The following is a 16,813-nucleotide window of genomic DNA, read 5'->3' on the forward strand; positions in this document are numbered from 1 at the left end:
TACAACGGCGACCAGCGTGCGAAGGTACGCCGCACGCTGGTCGCCGTTGTATATAACGTGCGTTGCGTATCCGTTGCACGGGATGCCGCGAATAAAAACACGTGTTGCTCAACATTAAAGCAGTTTTGTCTCTGCTCTTTCTGGCGGCATCTTGCAGGTGCGAAGTACAATGCTGTGCTGCCGGATGACGCGTTCGGCGTCACGCCTCTCCCGCGTGCAGTTTGCCCTAAGCTTGAGCGTTCTGCCTACAGCATGTGCATGCCGGCGCCGCCCGGTCGCCTGCCCGCCCGGCGGGCAAACCGGAAGCGGGACGGCCCCGATTTCGCCCCGGGCCGCCCCGCCTTGGCACAGGCCGTGCTTATGGAGCGGCGGCCGTGGGAGGCAAGGGAATGCTGACGCCCCCTCCAGCGTCACGTATTGCACGACGAGAGGCTTGAAATGCCGAAGTTTAAGCTCGAATACATCTGGCTCGACGGGTACACGCCGACACCGAATCTTCGCGGCAAGACGCAAATCAAGGAATTCGACAGCTTCCCGGCGCTGGAGCAGCTTCCTCTTTGGGGTTTCGACGGCAGCTCGACCAAACAGGCCGAGGGCCACAGCTCGGATTGCGTGCTGAAGCCGGTCGCGATTTATCCCGACCCGGCCCGCACCAACGGCGCGCTGGTGATGTGCGAGGTGATGATGCCGGATGGCGTCACGCCGCATGCCTCGAACAAGCGCGCCACCATCCTGGATGACGAGGGCGCGTGGTTCGGCTTCGAGCAGGAGTACTTCTTCTACAAGGACGGGCGCCCGCTCGGCTTCCCCGAGGCCGGCTATCCGGCGCCGCAGGGCCCCTACTACACCGGCGTCGGCTACAAGAACGTGGGCTCGATCGCCCGCCAGATCGTCGAGGAGCACCTCGACCTCTGCCTCGCGGCCGGCATCAACCACGAGGGCATCAACGCCGAGGTCGCCAAGGGCCAGTGGGAATTCCAGATCTTCGGCAAGGGCTCCAAGAAGGCCGCCGACGAGATCTGGATGGCCCGCTACCTGCTGCAGCGCCTGACCGAGAAGTACGGCGTCGACGTCGAGTATCATTGCAAGCCGCTCGGTGACACAGACTGGAACGGCTCGGGCATGCACTGCAACTTCTCGACGCAGTACATGCGCGAGACCGGCGGCAAAGCGTACTTCGAGGCGCTGATGAAGGCGTTCGCGGATGCCCGCGCCGACCACATCGCCGTCTACGGCCCCGACAACCACATGCGACTGACCGGCAAGCACGAGACGGCGTCGATCGACACCTTCTCGTGGGGCGTGGCCGACCGCGGCGCCTCGATCCGCGTGCCCCACAGCTTCGTCAACAACGGCTACAAGGGCTATCTCGAGGATCGCCGCCCGAACTCGATGGGCGACCCCTACCAGATCGCCTCGCAGGTGCTGAAGACGATCGCCACGGTGCCGACCGAGAGCGTCTCGGCCGCGGCCTGAATCCGGCGCGGGCCTCGGGTCCGCGTCCCTCTTGTGCAGCGAGGAGCCGCCTCCGGGCGGCTCCTCGTCTCGTCTCCGGGTCTCACTGCGGCCGGCAGGCCTCCGCGGCGACGGGGCCGAGCACGATGTCGCCCTGGCGCGGCATGTTCGCGGTGAAGGGCCATGTGCCCTGCATCCCGAAGGTGCCGCGCCCGAAGGTGGTGGCGAGTTCGTTCGTGCCGAGTTCGATGTAGCAGCGGTCGAGGATCGCCTCGTAGGTGAGGTGGGCCTGCGCCGCCGGGGCGATGCCGGGCGCCAGCACCGGCGAGCAATAGGCCGCGAGATCGAACGTGCCCGGCTCCACGAGCCGCACGCTCCGCGTGCGGCCCGGCGGCACCACGAAGGCCGGTCCGCCGTTCTGGCTGCCGACCAGCGTCAGGGCCGAGCGGTTGACGATGCGCCGCGTGCAGGCGGCGGCGGCTTCGCCCACACAGGCCGGCAGCAGGAGGGCGGTCGCCGCGGCGCAGAGCAGGCGTCGATGGGCAGCGTTCATGTCGGGGACCCTTCGCCATCGGTGAGGCGGCGCGCCTCCACGAGGCGACGCCCAAGCTTCACTCAGAAGATGGCGGGCGGGCGGGGCGCGTCAACGCCGGGGCGTGCCGCTCCCTGTGCGTAGGGCCGGCGTCACCCCGGCATCTGGCCGGCGGCGCCCGTGGGGCTCGGCGCGGCATCGGGGGCGTCGCCGCCCAGGAGCGCGTTCGACCCGGCCTCGATCCGCTCCTGGATCAGGTCGAAGAAGACTTCCCGCTCGAGCCCCGGCGGGATCGGCGGCAGGAAGGCGATCACTGCGGTGCCGGGGCGGCGGTGCAGGCTGTTGCGCGCCCAGAGACGCCCGGTGTTCAGCGCCACCGGCAGGCAGGGCACGCCGAGGCGCGCGTAGAGGTGTGCGACGCCGAACTTGTAGGCTGGGGGCGCGCCCGGCGGGCGGCGCGTGCCTTCGGGGAAGATGATCAGCCGGTGCCCTTTCGCCATCGCGGCGGCGGCCTCCTCGTTCATCAGCGCCAGCGCCCGCGAGCCCTTGGAGCGGTCGATCGCCACCATCTCGCTGCGGGCGAGATACCAGCCGAACAGCGGCAGCCACAGCAGCTCGCGCTTGAGGATGTAGGTGAAGTCGTCGAGCACCGTGACGAGCGCGATGGTCTCCAGCGCCGACTGGTGCTTGGCCGCCACCATGACCCCGCCGGGCGGAATGTGCTCCAGGCCCCGGAACTCCACCCGGATGCCGACGAGGACGCGCAGGAGCCACAGCGTCACCCGCCCCCAGGTCTGGGCGAGCCAGAGCACGCTGCGCCGCGAGACGAGCAGCGGCAGGCCGCCGATCAGCATCAGCGCGGTGACGAGATAGAAGGCGATGTTGAACGCGAGCGAGCGAAGGAAGAGCATGTCGGACCTTGGGCGCCGCACCGGCGCGCGGGACCGCCTCCATAGCCTCAACGCCCCGCCACGGCCACTCCCGCACGGGTCCCCGCACGCGGGGCCGCACCTGTGGCTTGGCTGCTCTTGTGGGCCTGGTGAGCCGGCTGATAGAGCCGGAAGGGGTCCGCGCTCCCGCAGGCCCTGCAGCCAGCGAGCGCGCATGCCCGTCACCCTGTCCGCCTCCGCGCCCATCGTGGTCTTCGACCTCGACGGTACGCTCGCCGAGACGGCGGCGGATCTCGGTGCCACGCTCAACGTCGTGCTGGCCCGCGAGGGGTTGCCGCCCGTGGACCTGACGCGGGCGCGCGACCTCATCGGGGCGGGCGCCCGCGCGCTGATCGAGCGCGGCTTCGCCGCGGCGGGTCGGGACCTCACCCGCGAGCGGCTCGATGCGCTGTTCCGGGTCTTCCTCGCCCATTACGGGCAGCACCTGTGCGACGCCTCGCACCTCTTCCCGGGCGTCCTCGCCTGCCTCGACCGGCTGCGGGCGGGCGGCTACCGACTCGCGGTCTGCACCAACAAGGTCGAGGACCATTCGGTGCGGCTCCTGACGCTGCTCGGCGTCGCCGACCACTTCGCGGCGATCTGCGGGCGCGACACCTTCCCGTACTGCAAGCCCGATCCGCGCCACCTGACGCAGACGATCGCGCGGGCGGGCGGCGATCCGGCCCGGGCCGTGATGGTGGGGGATTCGCGCACCGACATCGCGACCGCCCGGGCGGCCGGCATCCCGGTGGTGGCGGTGCCGTTCGGCTACACCGACGTGCCGGTGCAGGATCTCGGCCCCGACGCGGTGATCGACCACTTCGATCAGCTGTTCGACGCCGTCGAGGCGATGGCGGGCCGCACGCGCACGGCGGCCTGACGCGGGCCGCCGATGCCGCCAGCGGGCCGGATGCGGCGATCCTCCGAGATCGCCCGAATGGCCGGCCTCCCGGCGAGGCATCCCGATCATTCATCCCCGGCGCCTTGCTATCGGGGCCGGGGTATCCCATAATAGAGCGATCGATTTTTGGCCGGATCTCCGGGCCTCTCCGCCCCGCTCGCGCCGGGCGCACGCTCTGACACTCTCTCCAAATCCTATCGATGAGCCGAGTTTGGCCGCGATGAGCGCGTGCCAAGCTCATCTATACACTTGCCTAGACGACAGAGACGATCATGAGCATCGGCACCGTGAAGTGGTTCAACGGCCAGAAGGGCTTCGGTTTCATCCAGCCGGACGACGGCAGCAAGGACGTGTTCGTCCACATCTCGGCCGTCGAGCGCGCCGGGATGCACTCCCTCGCCGAGGGGCAGAAGGTCTCCTACGAGCTGGAGACCGACCGCCGGAGCGGCAAGCAGTCGGCCGGCAACCTCAAGGCTGCGTAGCCTCGGGGCCGGGGATGCGCGTCTCGACGCGCGCATCCTCACCATGGAAAGTCACTCTACACCATAAGTCAGGTCATCATTTTGAATTTCGATTTCATTTCGAATACCGATAACGGAAATACTCTCGGCGATGTGCCGACCTTTCAGGTTCAGCAAATCTGGCAGCAGCGCGACGACGAGCGGATCGACGTCAGCCATCTGATCGACCGAACCTACGGCTATCAATCGGAGCGGGAGCTGCGCTGGCATTTGGCCGACCGGTTCTCACGTCCCGTGCGAAGCCTCAGCCTGAGCCGGGTGTGACCGATGGGCGCCTTCAAGGAGGACCGGTTCAGCGACCGGTTGAAGTCGGCGGGCGAAGCCAGGAAGGCCATGCTGGCGCGCTTCCAGGAGCGGCCTGCGGCCGACGACCCGGCTCTCGCCGCACGCCGTGCCGAGCGGGAGGCGATCAGCACGGCGCGGGCCGTGCGTCTCGCGGAGCGGGAGGCGGTTCGGCACGCGGAGGTCGCCCGCGTGGAGGCCGAACGGGTCCGTCTGCGCGAGCAGGCCGCCGCCGATCAGGCGCGCGATGCCGCCGAGGCGCAGGCCCGCGCGGCGAAGCTACAGGCCGACCAGAAGGCCGCGCGCGACGCCCGTTATGCCGCCCGCAAGGCGCGCCGCGGCGCCTGAGCGCGTCCGGCATCGGAGCGCTGCAACGTCGCTCAGAGTGGAGGTATCGAGTCATGTCGCACAAGTTCAAGCTCAACCAGCGTGTGCAGATGGTGCGGATCGGCTTTTCGGATTCGCGTGCGAGCAGCGGTGAAACCTTCGAGATCGTGCGCCTCATGCCGGAGGACCGCACCGGCGAGGCGTGCTATCGGATCCGTTCCGGGATGGCCGAGCGGGCCGTCCGCGAGAGCGAGATCGCGCCCACGCGCTGACCGCACCCGCACGGACGATGTCCAACGGCCTGTCCTCTCCCATCGGGAGGGTGTCGTGCCGACCGATCTTCCTCAACGATCCGGACCGTCCGCGTCCGCCGCCCGGAGGCTCGAACTCGCCGTCATCCGGCTGCGACTGGGCGTGATCGGTTGGCGGCTCGATCGAGCCCGCCGCCGGCATGATCATCATGGCGTACTCCGGCAGCTCGACAGCTGGGCCGTTTTGCAGGACCAGCGCATCGCCTGTCTCGGGCGGCATGCGCCCCAGGGGCTCGTCCGGTCGCATGACGAGACCTGCGCCCGCATGCGCGCGACACTCCGGCGGATCGATCGGGAAAGCCGTCGCCTGAGCTGGGCCATGGACCGCATGCGGCGGGCGCGTTCGGCGCAGGACCGACGCGCCTATGGCCAAGCCGAACGTCTCGGCACGATCGCGAGCCGTCGGCTCGAGGCGCTGTGGGCCTCGCTCTAGACAGCTCTTCCAGTCCGGGATCGGGCCTTCTTCAGCCGTCCGACGAGGAAAAGCGCCGGGGGCCGGATGGTGGGCGCGACAGGGATTGAACCTGTGACCCTTCGCGTGTGAAGCGAATGCTCTCCCGCTGAGCTACGCGCCCGGTCCGGCGGCTTCTAGGCGGGGTGCGGGCGGGCGTCAAGGCGTCCCGTGGCGCATTTCGGTCGGCGCGGGCGCGGTCCGCTCACCGGCAGGACGGATTTTTCCCGCAGTCCAGGCGCGACAGGCCGCGCGCGGATGCGTAGAAGCCCGGCATGGCTCCCGTCGTCCGCTTCGCCCCCTCGCCCACGGGCTATCTCCACATCGGCAATGCCCGCACGGCCTTGTTCAATGCGCTGTTCGCGCGGGCGCGGGGCGGCACGGTCGTGCTGCGGCTCGACGACACCGACACGGCGCGCTCGAGGCCGGAATTCGCCGCGGCGATCGCGCAGGATCTCGACTGGCTCGGCATCGCGCCCGACCGCGCGGTGCGCCAGTCCGACCGGGTGGCCCTGTACGACGCGGCGGCCGAGCGGCTGAAGGCCGCGGGCCGCCTCTACCCGGCCTACGAGACGCCCGAGGAACTGGAGCGCCGACGGCGGCGGCAGCTCGGGCGCGGCCAGCCGCCGGTCTACGACCGGGCGGCCCTGCGCCTCACGGCCGAGGAGCGCGCGGCGCTGGAGGCCGAGGGCCGCCGGCCGCACTGGCGCTTCCGGCTCGACCCGGGCGTCGTGGCCTGGACCGACCTCGTGCGCGGCGAGTGCCGCGTGGAGGCGGAGTCGCTCTCCGACCCGGTGCTGGTGCGCGCGGACGGCAGCTACCTCTACACGCTGCCCTCGGTGGTGGACGACGCCGAGATGGGGATCACGCACGTGATCCGCGGCGAGGACCACGTGACCAACACGGCGGTGCAGATCCAGATCCTCTCCGCCCTCGGGGCGCCGGTCCCGGCCTTCGCGCACCACAACCTCATCACCACGGCGAGCGGGGAGGGGCTGTCGAAGCGCCTCGGCCACCTCTCGCTCCGGGGCCTGCGCGAGGCGGGCTACGAGCCGCTGGCGGTGGCGGCGCTCGCGACGCTCACGGGCTCCGCGGAGGCGGTGCGGCCCGTGACGGATCTCGGCGAACTGGCGGGGCTCCTCGACCTCGCGCATGTCTCGCGCGCGCCGGCGAAGTTCGACACGCACGACCTCGACCAGCTCAATGCCCGGCTCGTCCACGCGATGCCGTACGATGCGGCAGCCGGGCGCCTCGCGGAGCTCGGGGTGCCGCGTGAGGCCGGGGAGGCATTCTGGATGGCGGTGCGGGCGAATCTCACCCGCGTGGCGCAGGCCGGGCCGTGGTGGGGCGTGGTGCAGGGACCGGTGACGCCGGTGATCGCGGATGCGGCCTTCGCGGCGCGCGCCGCGGCGCTCCTGCCGCCCGAACCCTGGGATGCCTCGACCTGGAAGGCCTGGAGCGAGGCCGTGAAGGCCGAGACCGGGCTCAAGGGCAAGGCGCTGTTCCTGCCCCTGCGCCTCGCGCTCACGGGCCTCGACCACGGGCCGGACCTCGCAGGCCTGCTGCCCCTGATCGGCCGCGCCCGCAGCCTGCGGCGGCTCGCGGGCGAGAGCGCCTGACAGTGGGGGAGTGCAGAGGGCGTCACGCCCTCTGCCGGGGCGTCCAGGGGCGGCGCCCCTGGATGGCGCCGCTCAGATCCCGGCCGATAGCCGGCGGGGACGCGCTCCGAGGACCGCGAGTGAGACATCGAACATGCCCCTGACGGCGTCGCTCCACAGCGACAGGAGCGTCGGCGGGGCCACCGGGATCACCGCATGCGCCTCGTGGCCGCCGAGGCGCAGGTCGGCATCGAGCTTGCCGGCGAGCCCGAGCATCGCCCGGTTGGTGGCCAGCGTGCGCAGGTGCACCCGCGCAACGCCGGCATGGCGGGCCGCGCCGCGCAGGCGGGTGGCGAGCGCGGTGCCGAGGCCGCGGCGGCGATAGGCCCGCTCGACCGTGAACGCCGCTTCCGCCTCGGGGCCGAGCCCGCCGGCCTCCATCGGCCGCAATTCGCCGACGCCGCGCAGCACGCCGTCCACGAAGGCGCCGAAGACCACGCCGTCGCGGGCGAGCGCGCCCGCCCCGTAGGCCTGCGCCCCGGCCTCGCTCACCGTTCCCATGAACCGGCTGAACCGCGTCTCGCGATCGAGGCGCCGGAAATGGGCCTCGACCGCCGCCCGGTCGGCCGGCCAGAGCCGCCGGATCAGACATCCGTCCGCATCGTGATGGGACATGGCTTCTCTACTCCAGGATGACGACACCCCCTCGCCGTCCCGGACATTTCCTTCCCGTACCCGGCCGCGGCCAGGCATTGTGCAATGCAGCAAGGGGCGCCGCCGTTCCGGGCCGGGCGCTCGGGGCCGCCCTGCCGGTGGCGCATGGTTCCGCCATGAAACGACCGCATTGCACCACGGCGCCCGGCGGTCTAAGCCCGGGGGTGTGACCCACAGCCCCGTTTTCCCCGCCTCCGCCGGTCCCGTTGCGGCTCGCTACGACGCCCTGGTCGAGAGCGGCGCGATCGAGCGTGATCCGGCCCAGACCGGCCTCGTCGCGCAGCTGGATGCCCTGATCGACACCCTGGAGCGCGTGCCGCCGGCGGAGAAGCCGGGCGTGTTCGGGCGGCTGTTCGGACGCCGGCCGGAGCCGGCCGCGGCCCCGAAGGGCCTCTACGTCTGGGGGCTCGTCGGGCGCGGCAAGACGATGCTGATGGACCTCTTTCACGAGGCGGCGCCGGGTCCCAAGCGCCGGGTGCATTTCCACGCCTTCATGGGCGACGTGCACGACCGCATCCACCGCCACCGGCAGGCCGTGAAGGCGGGGGAGGCCAAGGGCGACGATCCGATCGCGCCGGTGGCCGAGGCGCTGGCCGAGGAGGCGCGCCTCCTCTGCTTCGACGAGTTCACGGTGACGGACATCGCCGACGCGATGATCCTTGGGCGGCTGTTCACCGCCCTGTTCGGGCACGGCGTGGTGATGGTGGCGACTTCGAACGTCGCGCCCGACCGGCTCTACGAGGGAGGGCTCAACCGGGCGCTGTTCCTGCCGTTCATCGGGCTGCTGCTGGAGCGGGTGGAGGTGGTGCGCCTCGATTCACGCACCGATTTCCGGCTGGAGAAGCTCGGCGGCAGCCCGGTCTACCACGTGCCCGCGGACGAGGCCGCCGCGGCGGCGCTGACGCGCGCCTTCCGGGCCCTCACCGGCCGGGCGCAGGGCAGCCCGGCGACCATCGCGGTGAAGGGGCACGAGGTCTGGATTCCCGAGGCGGCGGCCGGGGTCGCGCGCTTCACCTTCGCGGATCTCTGCGCGCTCCCCCTCGGCGCGGCCGACTACCTCGCGCTCGCCGAGCGGTTCCACACCCTGATCGTCGAGGCCATCCCGGTAATGGGGCTGCCCCAGCGCAACGAGGCCAAGCGCTTCATCACGCTCGTCGACGCGCTCTACGACACCCGCACCAAGCTCCTCGCCTCGGCGCAGGCCGAGCCGGTCGATCTCTACCGGGCCGAGTCCGGCCGCGAGCTGTTCGAGTTCGAGCGCACGGCCTCGCGGCTGATCGAGATGCGTTCGGAGGAGTACCTCGCCCTTCCGCACGGGCGTCCGGATTCGGAGGCGTCGGGGCGCAGCACCGGCCTCGTCGAGACCTGAGGGACGGCGCCCGCGCCGGAGGACTTTCCGCTGCGCGCAGGCCCGGCTAACCTCAAGGCCCGACGGAAGGGGCCGCCCCTTCCAGCCCGCCCCCGCCCCGATCATGCCCCGCGGCCATCCCGGCGCCGATCCCCGCGACGAACCGGATGCGCCGGGCGACAAGGCGCGCCCGCCGCGCGCCGGGGCGGTGCGCCTCTCCCCGGACGGGCAGCTCCTCGTCGGGCCGGCGGCCCGCGCGCGGGCGGCACCGCCGTCGGCCGACGCGCGGCTGCTCGCCATCGCCGGCGAGCATCTGCGCCGCCTCGGGCACCGGCAGGTGACGGTGGTGGGCGTGGCGGCGGAAGCCGGCATGACCCACGCCAACGTCTACCGCTACTTTCCCTCGAAGACCGCGCTGGTCGACGCGGTGGCGGGGCGATGGCTGCGGGAGGTCGAGGCCGAACTCGCGGCGATCGCCGACGCGCCGGACCCGGCCGACGACAAGCTGGAACGCCTGCTCCTCGCGCTCGCGGCGCTGCAGCGGGAGGTGCTGACGGGAGACCCGCGTCTCTTCGCCGTGCATCTCGACGCCACGGTCGAGTCCCGGCCGATCGCCCGGCGCCACCGCGGGCGCCTGCGGCTCCTAGTGGAGCGGGTGATCGAGGAGGGGCTGAATGCCGGGACCTTCGCGTTGCGCGACCGGGAGCGGGCGATCGCCTTCGTGTTCGACGCCAGCCACCGCTTCATCCATCCGGCCTCGGTCCAGCTCGACGCCGAGGTGCCCCGCGACCTGATCGAGACGCGGTTCGGCGCGGTGATCCGAGCCATCCTGCGGGTTCTGCGCACCGGGACGCTGTGAGCCGAATGACAGATCCGGCAATTTGTAATGAGGCTTGGCAGCAAGGCTAAGACTCTGGCCCGTCGAGACGAATCGCGCCCGTTGACCATCCGGAATACGGCTCGTCTGGCCTGATCCCTGCATCGACCAGCCCGTTCGGGTTGTCGGCCCGGGGCTTTTCCGCCAAACAAGCCTGCGCCGGCGCGGGGTCCCTCGCGAGCGGATCCCGGCCCCTGACGGTTCCATCACACCGCGAAGGATCGGTTCTCACATGGCACGCAAGAAGATCGCGCTGATCGGCGCCGGGCAGATCGGCGGCACGCTCGCGCACCTCGCCGGCCTCAAGGAACTCGGCGACGTCGTGCTGTTCGACATCGCCGACGGCGTACCGCAGGGCAAGGGCCTCGACATCGCCGAATCCGCGCCGGTCGACGGCTTCGACGCCAAGTATTCGGGCGCGAGCGACTACGCGGCCATCGCGGGCGCCGACGTGGTGATCGTGACGGCCGGCGTGCCGCGCAAGCCGGGCATGAGCCGCGACGACCTCATCGGCATCAACCTCAAGGTGATGGAGGCGGTGGGCCAGGGCATCAAGACCCATGCCCCGAACGCCTTCGTGATCTGCATCACCAACCCGCTCGACGCGATGGTGTGGGCACTGCAGAAGTTCTCCGGCCTCGCCCCGAACAAGATCGTCGGCATGGCCGGCGTGCTCGATTCCGCCCGCTTCCGCCACTTCCTGGCCGAGGAGTTCCAGGTCTCGGTGGAGGACGTCACGGCCTTCGTGCTCGGCGGCCACGGCGACGACATGGTGCCGCTGGTGCGCTACTCGACTGTGGCCGGCGTGCCGCTGCCTGACCTCGTCAAGATGGGCTGGACGAGCCAGGAGAAGCTCGACGCGATGGTCGAGCGCACCCGCAAGGGCGGCGGCGAGATCGTCAACCTGCTCAAGACCGGCTCGGCCTTCTATGCCCCGGCCGCCTCCGCGATCGCGATGGCGGAGAGCTACCTGAAGGACAAGAAGCGGGTGCTGCCCTGCGCGGCCCACCTCTCCGGCCAGTACGGCGTCGAGGGCCTGTTCATCGGCGTGCCGATCGTGATCGGCGAGAACGGCGTCGAGCGCATCGTCGAGGTGGAGTTCTCCGCCGACGAGAAGGCGATGTTCGAGAAATCCGTCAATTCCGTGAAGGGCTTGGTCGAGGCCTGCAAGGGCATTAACGCCGCGCTGGCCTGAGGCTCCGGGGACGACGGGGGTGCCGCGGGCGGCACTCCCGGCACCGCCGCCTCCGCCGCTCCCATCCGCCCAACGCCATCCGCACATCCGGGAACGCCCATGAACATCCACGAATACCAAGCCAAGGCCGTGCTGAAGGAGTTCGGCCTGCCGGTCTCGAACGGCAAGGCGATCTTCAAGGCCGCCGAGGCCGAGGCCGCCGCCCAGGAACTCGGCGGTCCGCTCTGGGTGGTGAAGTCCCAGATCCACGCCGGCGGGCGCGGCAAGGGCAAGTTCAAGGAGGCCGAGGCCGGCGAGAAGGGCGGCGTGCGCCTCGCCAAGTCGATCGACGAGGTGAAGACCTTCGCCGAGCAGATGCTCGGGCGCACCCTCGTGACGATCCAGACCGGCGAGGCCGGCAAGCAGGTCAACCGCCTCTACATCGAGGACGGCTCGGACATCGAGACCGAGTTCTACCTCTCGATGCTGGTCGACCGCGAGACCGGCCGGGTCGCCTACGTGGTCTCGACCGAGGGCGGCATGGACATCGAGCAGGTGGCCCACGACACGCCCGAGAAGATCGTGACCTTCTCGGTCGATCCGGCCACCGGCGTCATGCCCCATCACGGCCGTGCGGTTGCGAAGGCGCTCGGCCTCACCGGCCCGCTCGCCAAGGAGGCGGAGGACCTGACCGCCAAGCTCTACCGGGCGTTCACCGCCAAGGACATGAGCATGCTGGAGATCAACCCGCTGATCGTGACCCGGGACGGGCACCTCAAGTGCCTGGACGCCAAGATCTCCTTCGACTCCAACAGCCTCTACCGCCATCCCGACATCGTGCAGCTGCGCGACGTGACGGAGGAGGACGACAAGGAGATCGAGGCCTCGAAGTACGACCTCGCCTACATCGCGCTCGACGGCACCATCGGCTGCATGGTGAACGGGGCGGGCCTCGCCATGGCCACCCTCGACATCATCAAGCTCTACGGCGAGGAGCCGGCGAACTTCCTCGATGTCGGCGGCGGCGCCTCGGAGGAGAAGGTCACGGCGGCGTTCAAGATCATCACCGCCGACCCGAACGTGAAGGGCATCCTCGTCAACATCTTCGGCGGGATCATGAAGTGCGACGTGATCGCCAACGGGGTGATCGCGGCCGTGAAGGCGGTGGGCCTGCAGGTGCCGCTGGTGGTGCGCCTCGAGGGCACGAACGTCGAGAAGGGCAAGGAGATCATCCGGAATTCCGGGCTCAACGTGATCCCGGCCGATGATCTGGACGACGCGGCCCAGAAGATCGTCGCGGCGGTCCGCAAGGGCTGAGGCGGCCCCGCCCCACCCGAACGCAAGCACCCTTCTGGAGACCGTCCGTGTCCATCCTCATCGACAAGAACACCAAGGTGATCTGCCAGGGCTTCACCGGCAAGAACGGCACCTTCCACTCCGAGCAGGCGATCGCCTACGGCACCAAGATGGTCGGCGGCACCTCGCCCGGCAAAGGCGGCGCGACGCATCTCGGCCTGCCCGTCTTCGACACCGTGAAGGAGGCCCGCGAGGCCACCGGGGCGGAGGCCTCGGTGGTCTACGTGCCGCCGCCGGGCGCCGCCGACGCGATCTGCGAGGCGATCGACGCCGAGATCCCGCTGATCGTCTGCATCACGGAGGGGATTCCCGTCCTCGACATGGTGCGGGTGAAGCGTTCGCTCGAAGGCTCGAAGTCGCGCCTGATCGGCCCGAACTGCCCCGGCATCGTCACGGCGGGCGAGTCGAAGATCGGCATCATGCCGGCCAACATCTTCAAGCCCGGCTCGGTCGGGATCGTGTCGCGCTCCGGCACGCTCACCTACGAGGCGGTGTTCCAGACCACCAACGAGGGCCTCGGCCAGACCACGGCGGTGGGCATCGGCGGCGATCCCGTGAAGGGCACCGAGTTCATCGACATGCTGGAGATGTTCTTAGGCGACGACAGGACCGAGTCGATCGTGATGATCGGCGAGATCGGCGGCTCGGCGGAGGAGGAGGCGGCGCAGTTCATCGCCGACGAGGCCAAGCGCGGGCGCAAGAAGCCGATGGTGGGCTTCATCGCCGGCCGCACGGCGCCTCCGGGCCGCCGCATGGGCCATGCGGGCGCCATCATCTCGGGCGGCAAGGGCGGCGCCGAGGACAAGATCGCCGCCATGGAGGCGGCCGGCATCAAGGTCTCGCCCTCGCCGGCCCGCCTCGGCAAGACCCTGGTCGAGGTGCTCAAGGGCTGAGCGGCCTCGCGGTCCTGCGGCCCGCGCATGGCAGCCGCCGTGCCCGGACCGCCGGGTCCGGCCTCGATGCGACGATGATCCTCAGGATGCCCGGCTCCCGGGCATCCCCCCTCACCGAACAGGCCGCCCTCCCACGGGCACGAGACCCGGCCGAACCTGCGGGACGACAGACGCCATGGCACGCCAGGACGCGAACGACGCCCTCCTCGGAACCTCGTTCCTCTACGGGGCCAACGCCGCCTACATCGAGGACCTGTACGCCGCCTACACGCGCGACCCGAACGCGGTGGATCCCGAGTGGCGCGCCTTCTTCGCCGGGCTGAAGGAGGACCAGGCGATCGTCGTCAAGAACGCCGAGGGCGCGTCCTGGACCAAGCCGAACTGGCCGGTGGCGGCCAACGGCGAGATCGTCTCGGCCCTCGACGGCAACTGGACCACGCTGGAGAAGGCGGTCGGCGAGAAGATCAAGGCCCGCGGCGAGGCCAAGGGCGCGGCGGTCTCCCCCGCCGAGGTGCAGCAGGCGACGAAGGATTCGGTGCGCGCGATCATGCTGATCCGCGCCTACCGCATGCGCGGCCACCTGCACGCCAAGCTCGATCCCCTCGGGCTGCAGCCCCGCAGCGACCAGGAGGAGCTGCACCCGCAGCATTACGGCTTCACGGAGGCCGACTGGGACCGGCCGATCTTCCTCGACAACGTGCTGGGGCTCGAATTCGGCACGATCCGCGAGATCGTGGCGATTCTGGAGCGCACCTACTGCCAGACCCTCGGCGTCGAGTTCATGCACATCTCCGACCCCGAGGAGAAGGCCTGGATCCAGGAGCGCATCGAGGGCAAGGACAAGGAGATCTCCTTCACCGAGCAGGGCCGGCGGGCGATCCTCAACAAGCTGATCGAGGCGGACGGCTTCGAGAAGTTCCTCGACCTCAAGTACACCGGCACCAAGCGCTTCGGCCTCGACGGCTCGGAGGCGATGGTCCCGGCGCTCGAACAGATCATCAAGCGCGGCGGCGCGCTCGGCGTGAAGGAGATCGTGATCGGCATGGCCCATCGCGGCCGCCTCAACGTTCTCGCCAACGTGATGAGCAAGCCGTTCCGGGCGATCTTCCACGAGTTCAAGGGCGGCTCGGCCTCCCCCGCCGAGGTCGAGGGCTCGGGCGACGTCAAGTACCACCTCGGCGCGTCGAGCGACCGCTCCTTCGACGGCAACAACGTCCACCTGTCGCTGACCGCCAACCCGTCGCACCTGGAGATCGTCGATCCGGTGGTGCTCGGCAAGGTGCGCGCCAAGCAGGACCAGCACAACGACGCCCCCGACCAGCGCACCTCGGTGCTGCCCCTCCTCATCCACGGCGACGCCGCCTTCGCGGGCCAGGGCGTGGTGGCGGAGTGCTTCGGCCTCTCGGGCCTGAAGGGCCACCGCACCGGCGGCTCGATCCACTTCATCATCAACAACCAGATCGGCTTCACCACCGACCCGCGCTTCTCGCGCTCCTCGCCCTACCCGTCCGACGTGGCCAAGATGGTCGAGGCGCCGATCTTCCACTGCAACGGCGACGATCCCGAGGCCGTGACCTTCGCCGCCAAGGTCGCGACCGAGTACCGGCAGAAGTTCCACAAGCCGGTGGTGATCGACATGCTGTGCTACCGCCGCTTCGGCCACAACGAGGGCGACGAGCCGGCCTTCACCCAGCCGCGGATGTACCAGATCATCCGCAAGCACCCCTCGACGCTGGAGATCTACGGCAAGCGCCTGGTCGAGGCGGGAGCCGTGTCCCAGGCCGACCTCGATGCCCGCAAGGCCGAGTTCCGCGCCAGCCTCGATTCCGAGTTCGACATCGCCACCTCGTACAAGGCCAACAAGGCGGACTGGCTCGACGGCCGCTGGTCGGGCCTGAAGTCGGTGCGCGAGGACGAGGACGATCCCCGCCGCGGCCGCACCGGCGTGCCGCTGGAGATGCTGCGGGAGATCGCCGACCGGATCACCAAGGTGCCGCAGGACTTCCACCTGCACCGCACGATCCAGCGCTTCCTCGACAACCGCATGAAGGCGGTCGAGACCGGTGAGGGGCTCGACTGGGCCACCGCCGAGGCGCTGGCCTTCGGCTCGCTGCTGCTCGAAGGCCACCGGGTGCGCCTGTCCGGCCAGGACGTCGAGCGCGGCACCTTCTCGCAGCGCCACTCGGTGCTGATCGACCAGCAGAACGAGGAGCGCTACACGCCCCTCAACCACATCCGCGAGTCCCAGGCGCGCTACGAGGTCATCAACTCGATGCTCTCGGAGGAGGCGGTGCTCGGCTTCGAGTACGGCTACTCGCTGGCCGAGCCGAACGCCCTGGTGCTGTGGGAGGCGCAGTTCGGCGACTTCGCCAACGGCGCGCAGGTGGTGATCGACCAGTTCATCTCGTCCGGCGAGCGCAAGTGGCTGCGCATGTCCGGCTTGGTGATGCTGCTGCCGCACGGCTACGAGGGCCAGGGGCCGGAGCATTCCTCCGCGCGCCTGGAGCGCTACCTGCAGATGTGCGCCGAGGACAACATGCAGGTGGCCAACTGCACGACGCCGGCGAACTACTTCCACATCCTGCGCCGGCAGCTGAAGCGCGACTTCCGCAAGCCGCTCGTCCTCATGACCCCGAAGTCGCTGCTGCGCCACAAGCGGGCGGTGTCGCGGCTCGACGAACTCACCGCGGGCGAGAGCTTCCACCGCGTGCTGTGGGACGATGCCGAGCGGGCGCCCGACGGGGTCAAGCTCGTCAAGGACGACAAGGTCCGCCGTGTCGTGCTCTGCTCGGGCAAGGTCTATTACGACCTCTACGAGGAGCGCGAGAAGCGGGGCGTCAACGACGTCTACCTGATGCGCGTCGAGCAGCTCTACCCGTTCCCGCTCAAGTCGCTGGCCGGAGAAGTCTCGCGCTTCCGCAACGCCGAGGTGATCTGGTGCCAGGAGGAGCCCAAGAACATGGGCGCCTGGGCCTTCGTCGAGCCCTATCTCGAATGGGTGCTCAACCAGGCGGGCACGCCCTCCAAGCGGCCCCGCTACGTCGGGCGGCCGGCCTCGGCCTCGACGGCGGTCGGCCTGATGTCCAAGCATCAGGCGCAGCTCCAGGCGTTCCTCAACGAGGCCTTCGCCGTCTGACGGCGAGG

General features: G+C 70.0%; 18 protein-coding genes and 1 tRNA gene. 15 read left to right on the forward strand and 4 right to left on the reverse strand.

What is annotated here, in order from left to right:
• Both MFF61_RS01680 and MFF61_RS01685 read left to right on the forward strand, forming a co-directional pair.
• Nucleotides 1–396: hypothetical protein (locus MFF61_RS01680; RefSeq protein ID WP_238233380.1), on the forward strand; the 396-nt coding region annotated here is incomplete at its 5' end.
• 42 nt (nt 397–438) lie between these two features.
• Nucleotides 439–1,476 carry a glutamine synthetase beta-grasp domain-containing protein gene (locus MFF61_RS01685; protein ID WP_238233381.1) on the forward strand — a complete coding sequence of 346 codons (1,038 nt, stop codon included), beginning with the start codon at nt 439–441 and terminating at the stop codon, nt 1,474–1,476.
• Between the two features lie 82 nt (nt 1,477–1,558).
• On the opposite strand, the gene MFF61_RS01690 is transcribed toward MFF61_RS01685, so the two are convergent.
• Entirely contained in the window at nt 1,559–2,008 is a 450-nt protein-coding gene (locus tag MFF61_RS01690; RefSeq protein ID WP_238233382.1) for a hypothetical protein, read from the reverse strand.
• A 131-nt stretch (nt 2,009–2,139) separates the two neighbouring features.
• Nucleotides 2,140–2,898, reverse strand: coding sequence for a lysophospholipid acyltransferase family protein (locus MFF61_RS01695; RefSeq protein WP_238233383.1), 759 nt, complete (start codon nt 2,896–2,898; stop codon nt 2,140–2,142).
• A 193-nt stretch (nt 2,899–3,091) separates the two neighbouring features.
• Between MFF61_RS01695 and gph the strand changes: the two genes are divergently transcribed.
• From gph to MFF61_RS01725, 6 genes are all read left to right on the forward strand, one after another.
• Entirely contained in the window at nt 3,092–3,796 is a 705-nt protein-coding gene (gph, locus tag MFF61_RS01700) for a phosphoglycolate phosphatase (protein ID WP_238233384.1), read from the forward strand.
• 293 nt (nt 3,797–4,089) lie between these two features.
• Nucleotides 4,090–4,299: a cold-shock protein gene (locus tag MFF61_RS01705; RefSeq protein WP_238233385.1), complete on the forward strand. Its 210-nt coding sequence runs from the start codon at nt 4,090–4,092 to the stop codon at nt 4,297–4,299.
• Nucleotides 4,300–4,380: 81 nt separating this feature from the next.
• Nucleotides 4,381–4,602, forward strand: coding sequence for a hypothetical protein (locus tag MFF61_RS01710; RefSeq protein WP_238233386.1), 222 nt, complete (start codon nt 4,381–4,383; stop codon nt 4,600–4,602).
• 3 nt (nt 4,603–4,605) lie between these two features.
• Nucleotides 4,606–4,968: a DUF6481 family protein gene (locus MFF61_RS01715; protein ID WP_238233387.1), complete on the forward strand. Its 363-nt coding sequence runs from the start codon at nt 4,606–4,608 to the stop codon at nt 4,966–4,968.
• A 53-nt stretch (nt 4,969–5,021) separates the two neighbouring features.
• A complete protein-coding gene (locus MFF61_RS01720; protein WP_238233388.1) occupies nt 5,022–5,219 on the forward strand; it encodes a hypothetical protein in 198 nt (65 codons plus the stop codon).
• Nucleotides 5,220–5,274: 55 nt separating this feature from the next.
• Complete coding sequence (locus tag MFF61_RS01725) at nt 5,275–5,691, forward strand: hypothetical protein (protein ID WP_238233389.1); 417 nt, start codon at nt 5,275–5,277, stop codon at nt 5,689–5,691.
• A gap of 67 nt (nt 5,692–5,758) precedes the next feature.
• Here the strand turns inward: MFF61_RS01725 and MFF61_RS01730 are convergent.
• Nucleotides 5,759–5,833, reverse strand: a tRNA-Val gene (locus tag MFF61_RS01730).
• Nucleotides 5,834–5,984: 151 nt separating this feature from the next.
• Here MFF61_RS01730 and gltX point away from each other — a divergent pair.
• Nucleotides 5,985–7,328: a glutamate--tRNA ligase gene (gene gltX, locus MFF61_RS01735; protein WP_238233390.1), complete on the forward strand. Its 1,344-nt coding sequence runs from the start codon at nt 5,985–5,987 to the stop codon at nt 7,326–7,328.
• A 72-nt stretch (nt 7,329–7,400) separates the two neighbouring features.
• Here gltX and MFF61_RS01740 read toward each other — a convergent pair whose 3' ends face one another.
• Entirely contained in the window at nt 7,401–7,982 is a 582-nt protein-coding gene (locus MFF61_RS01740) for a GNAT family N-acetyltransferase (protein ID WP_238233391.1), read from the reverse strand.
• 205 nt (nt 7,983–8,187) lie between these two features.
• Here MFF61_RS01740 and zapE point away from each other — a divergent pair, with 205 nt between their 5' ends.
• From zapE to MFF61_RS01770, 6 genes are all read left to right on the forward strand, one after another.
• Nucleotides 8,188–9,390, forward strand: a complete 1,203-nt coding sequence (gene zapE / locus MFF61_RS01745) for a cell division protein ZapE (protein WP_238233392.1) — start codon at nt 8,188–8,190, stop codon at nt 9,388–9,390.
• A gap of 103 nt (nt 9,391–9,493) precedes the next feature.
• Complete coding sequence (locus tag MFF61_RS01750) at nt 9,494–10,228, forward strand: TetR/AcrR family transcriptional regulator (protein ID WP_238233393.1); 735 nt, start codon at nt 9,494–9,496, stop codon at nt 10,226–10,228.
• Between the two features lie 250 nt (nt 10,229–10,478).
• Complete coding sequence (mdh, locus tag MFF61_RS01755) at nt 10,479–11,441, forward strand: malate dehydrogenase (protein WP_238233394.1); 963 nt, start codon at nt 10,479–10,481, stop codon at nt 11,439–11,441.
• Nucleotides 11,442–11,540: 99 nt separating this feature from the next.
• Complete coding sequence (gene sucC / locus MFF61_RS01760; protein ID WP_238233395.1) at nt 11,541–12,737, forward strand: ADP-forming succinate--CoA ligase subunit beta; 1,197 nt, start codon at nt 11,541–11,543, stop codon at nt 12,735–12,737.
• A gap of 47 nt (nt 12,738–12,784) precedes the next feature.
• A complete protein-coding gene (gene sucD / locus MFF61_RS01765) occupies nt 12,785–13,669 on the forward strand; it encodes a succinate--CoA ligase subunit alpha (RefSeq protein ID WP_238233396.1) in 885 nt (294 codons plus the stop codon).
• Nucleotides 13,670–13,844: 175 nt separating this feature from the next.
• Complete coding sequence (locus MFF61_RS01770; RefSeq protein ID WP_238233397.1) at nt 13,845–16,805, forward strand: 2-oxoglutarate dehydrogenase E1 component; 2,961 nt, start codon at nt 13,845–13,847, stop codon at nt 16,803–16,805.
• Nucleotides 16,806–16,813 lie beyond the last annotated feature (8 nt).

Source organism: Methylobacterium isbiliense, from assembly GCF_022179325.1.
Lineage (GTDB): Bacteria > Pseudomonadota > Alphaproteobacteria > Rhizobiales > Beijerinckiaceae > Methylobacterium > Methylobacterium isbiliense.

Bases quoted from the DNA above. Each gene is read 5' to 3' on its own strand.
- mdh (WP_238233394.1), top strand. From the start codon at position 10,479: ATGGCACGCAAGAAGATCGCGCTGATCGGCGCCGGGCAGATCGGCGGC.
- MFF61_RS01705 (WP_238233385.1), top strand. From the start codon at position 4,090: ATGAGCATCGGCACCGTGAAGTGGTTCAACGGCCAGAAGGGCTTCGGT.
- MFF61_RS01740 (WP_238233391.1), bottom strand. From the start codon at position 7,982: ATGTCCCATCACGATGCGGACGGATGTCTGATCCGGCGGCTCTGGCCG.
- MFF61_RS01770 (WP_238233397.1), top strand. From the start codon at position 13,845: ATGGCACGCCAGGACGCGAACGACGCCCTCCTCGGAACCTCGTTCCTC.
- MFF61_RS01720 (WP_238233388.1), top strand. From the start codon at position 5,022: ATGTCGCACAAGTTCAAGCTCAACCAGCGTGTGCAGATGGTGCGGATC.
- MFF61_RS01715 (WP_238233387.1), top strand. From the start codon at position 4,606: ATGGGCGCCTTCAAGGAGGACCGGTTCAGCGACCGGTTGAAGTCGGCG.
- sucC (WP_238233395.1), top strand. From the start codon at position 11,541: ATGAACATCCACGAATACCAAGCCAAGGCCGTGCTGAAGGAGTTCGGC.
- MFF61_RS01695 (WP_238233383.1), bottom strand. From the start codon at position 2,898: ATGCTCTTCCTTCGCTCGCTCGCGTTCAACATCGCCTTCTATCTCGTC.
- MFF61_RS01690 (WP_238233382.1), bottom strand. From the start codon at position 2,008: ATGAACGCTGCCCATCGACGCCTGCTCTGCGCCGCGGCGACCGCCCTC.
- gph (WP_238233384.1), top strand. From the start codon at position 3,092: ATGCCCGTCACCCTGTCCGCCTCCGCGCCCATCGTGGTCTTCGACCTC.
- MFF61_RS01750 (WP_238233393.1), top strand. From the start codon at position 9,494: ATGCCCCGCGGCCATCCCGGCGCCGATCCCCGCGACGAACCGGATGCG.
- MFF61_RS01685 (WP_238233381.1), top strand. From the start codon at position 439: ATGCCGAAGTTTAAGCTCGAATACATCTGGCTCGACGGGTACACGCCG.
- gltX (WP_238233390.1), top strand. From the start codon at position 5,985: ATGGCTCCCGTCGTCCGCTTCGCCCCCTCGCCCACGGGCTATCTCCAC.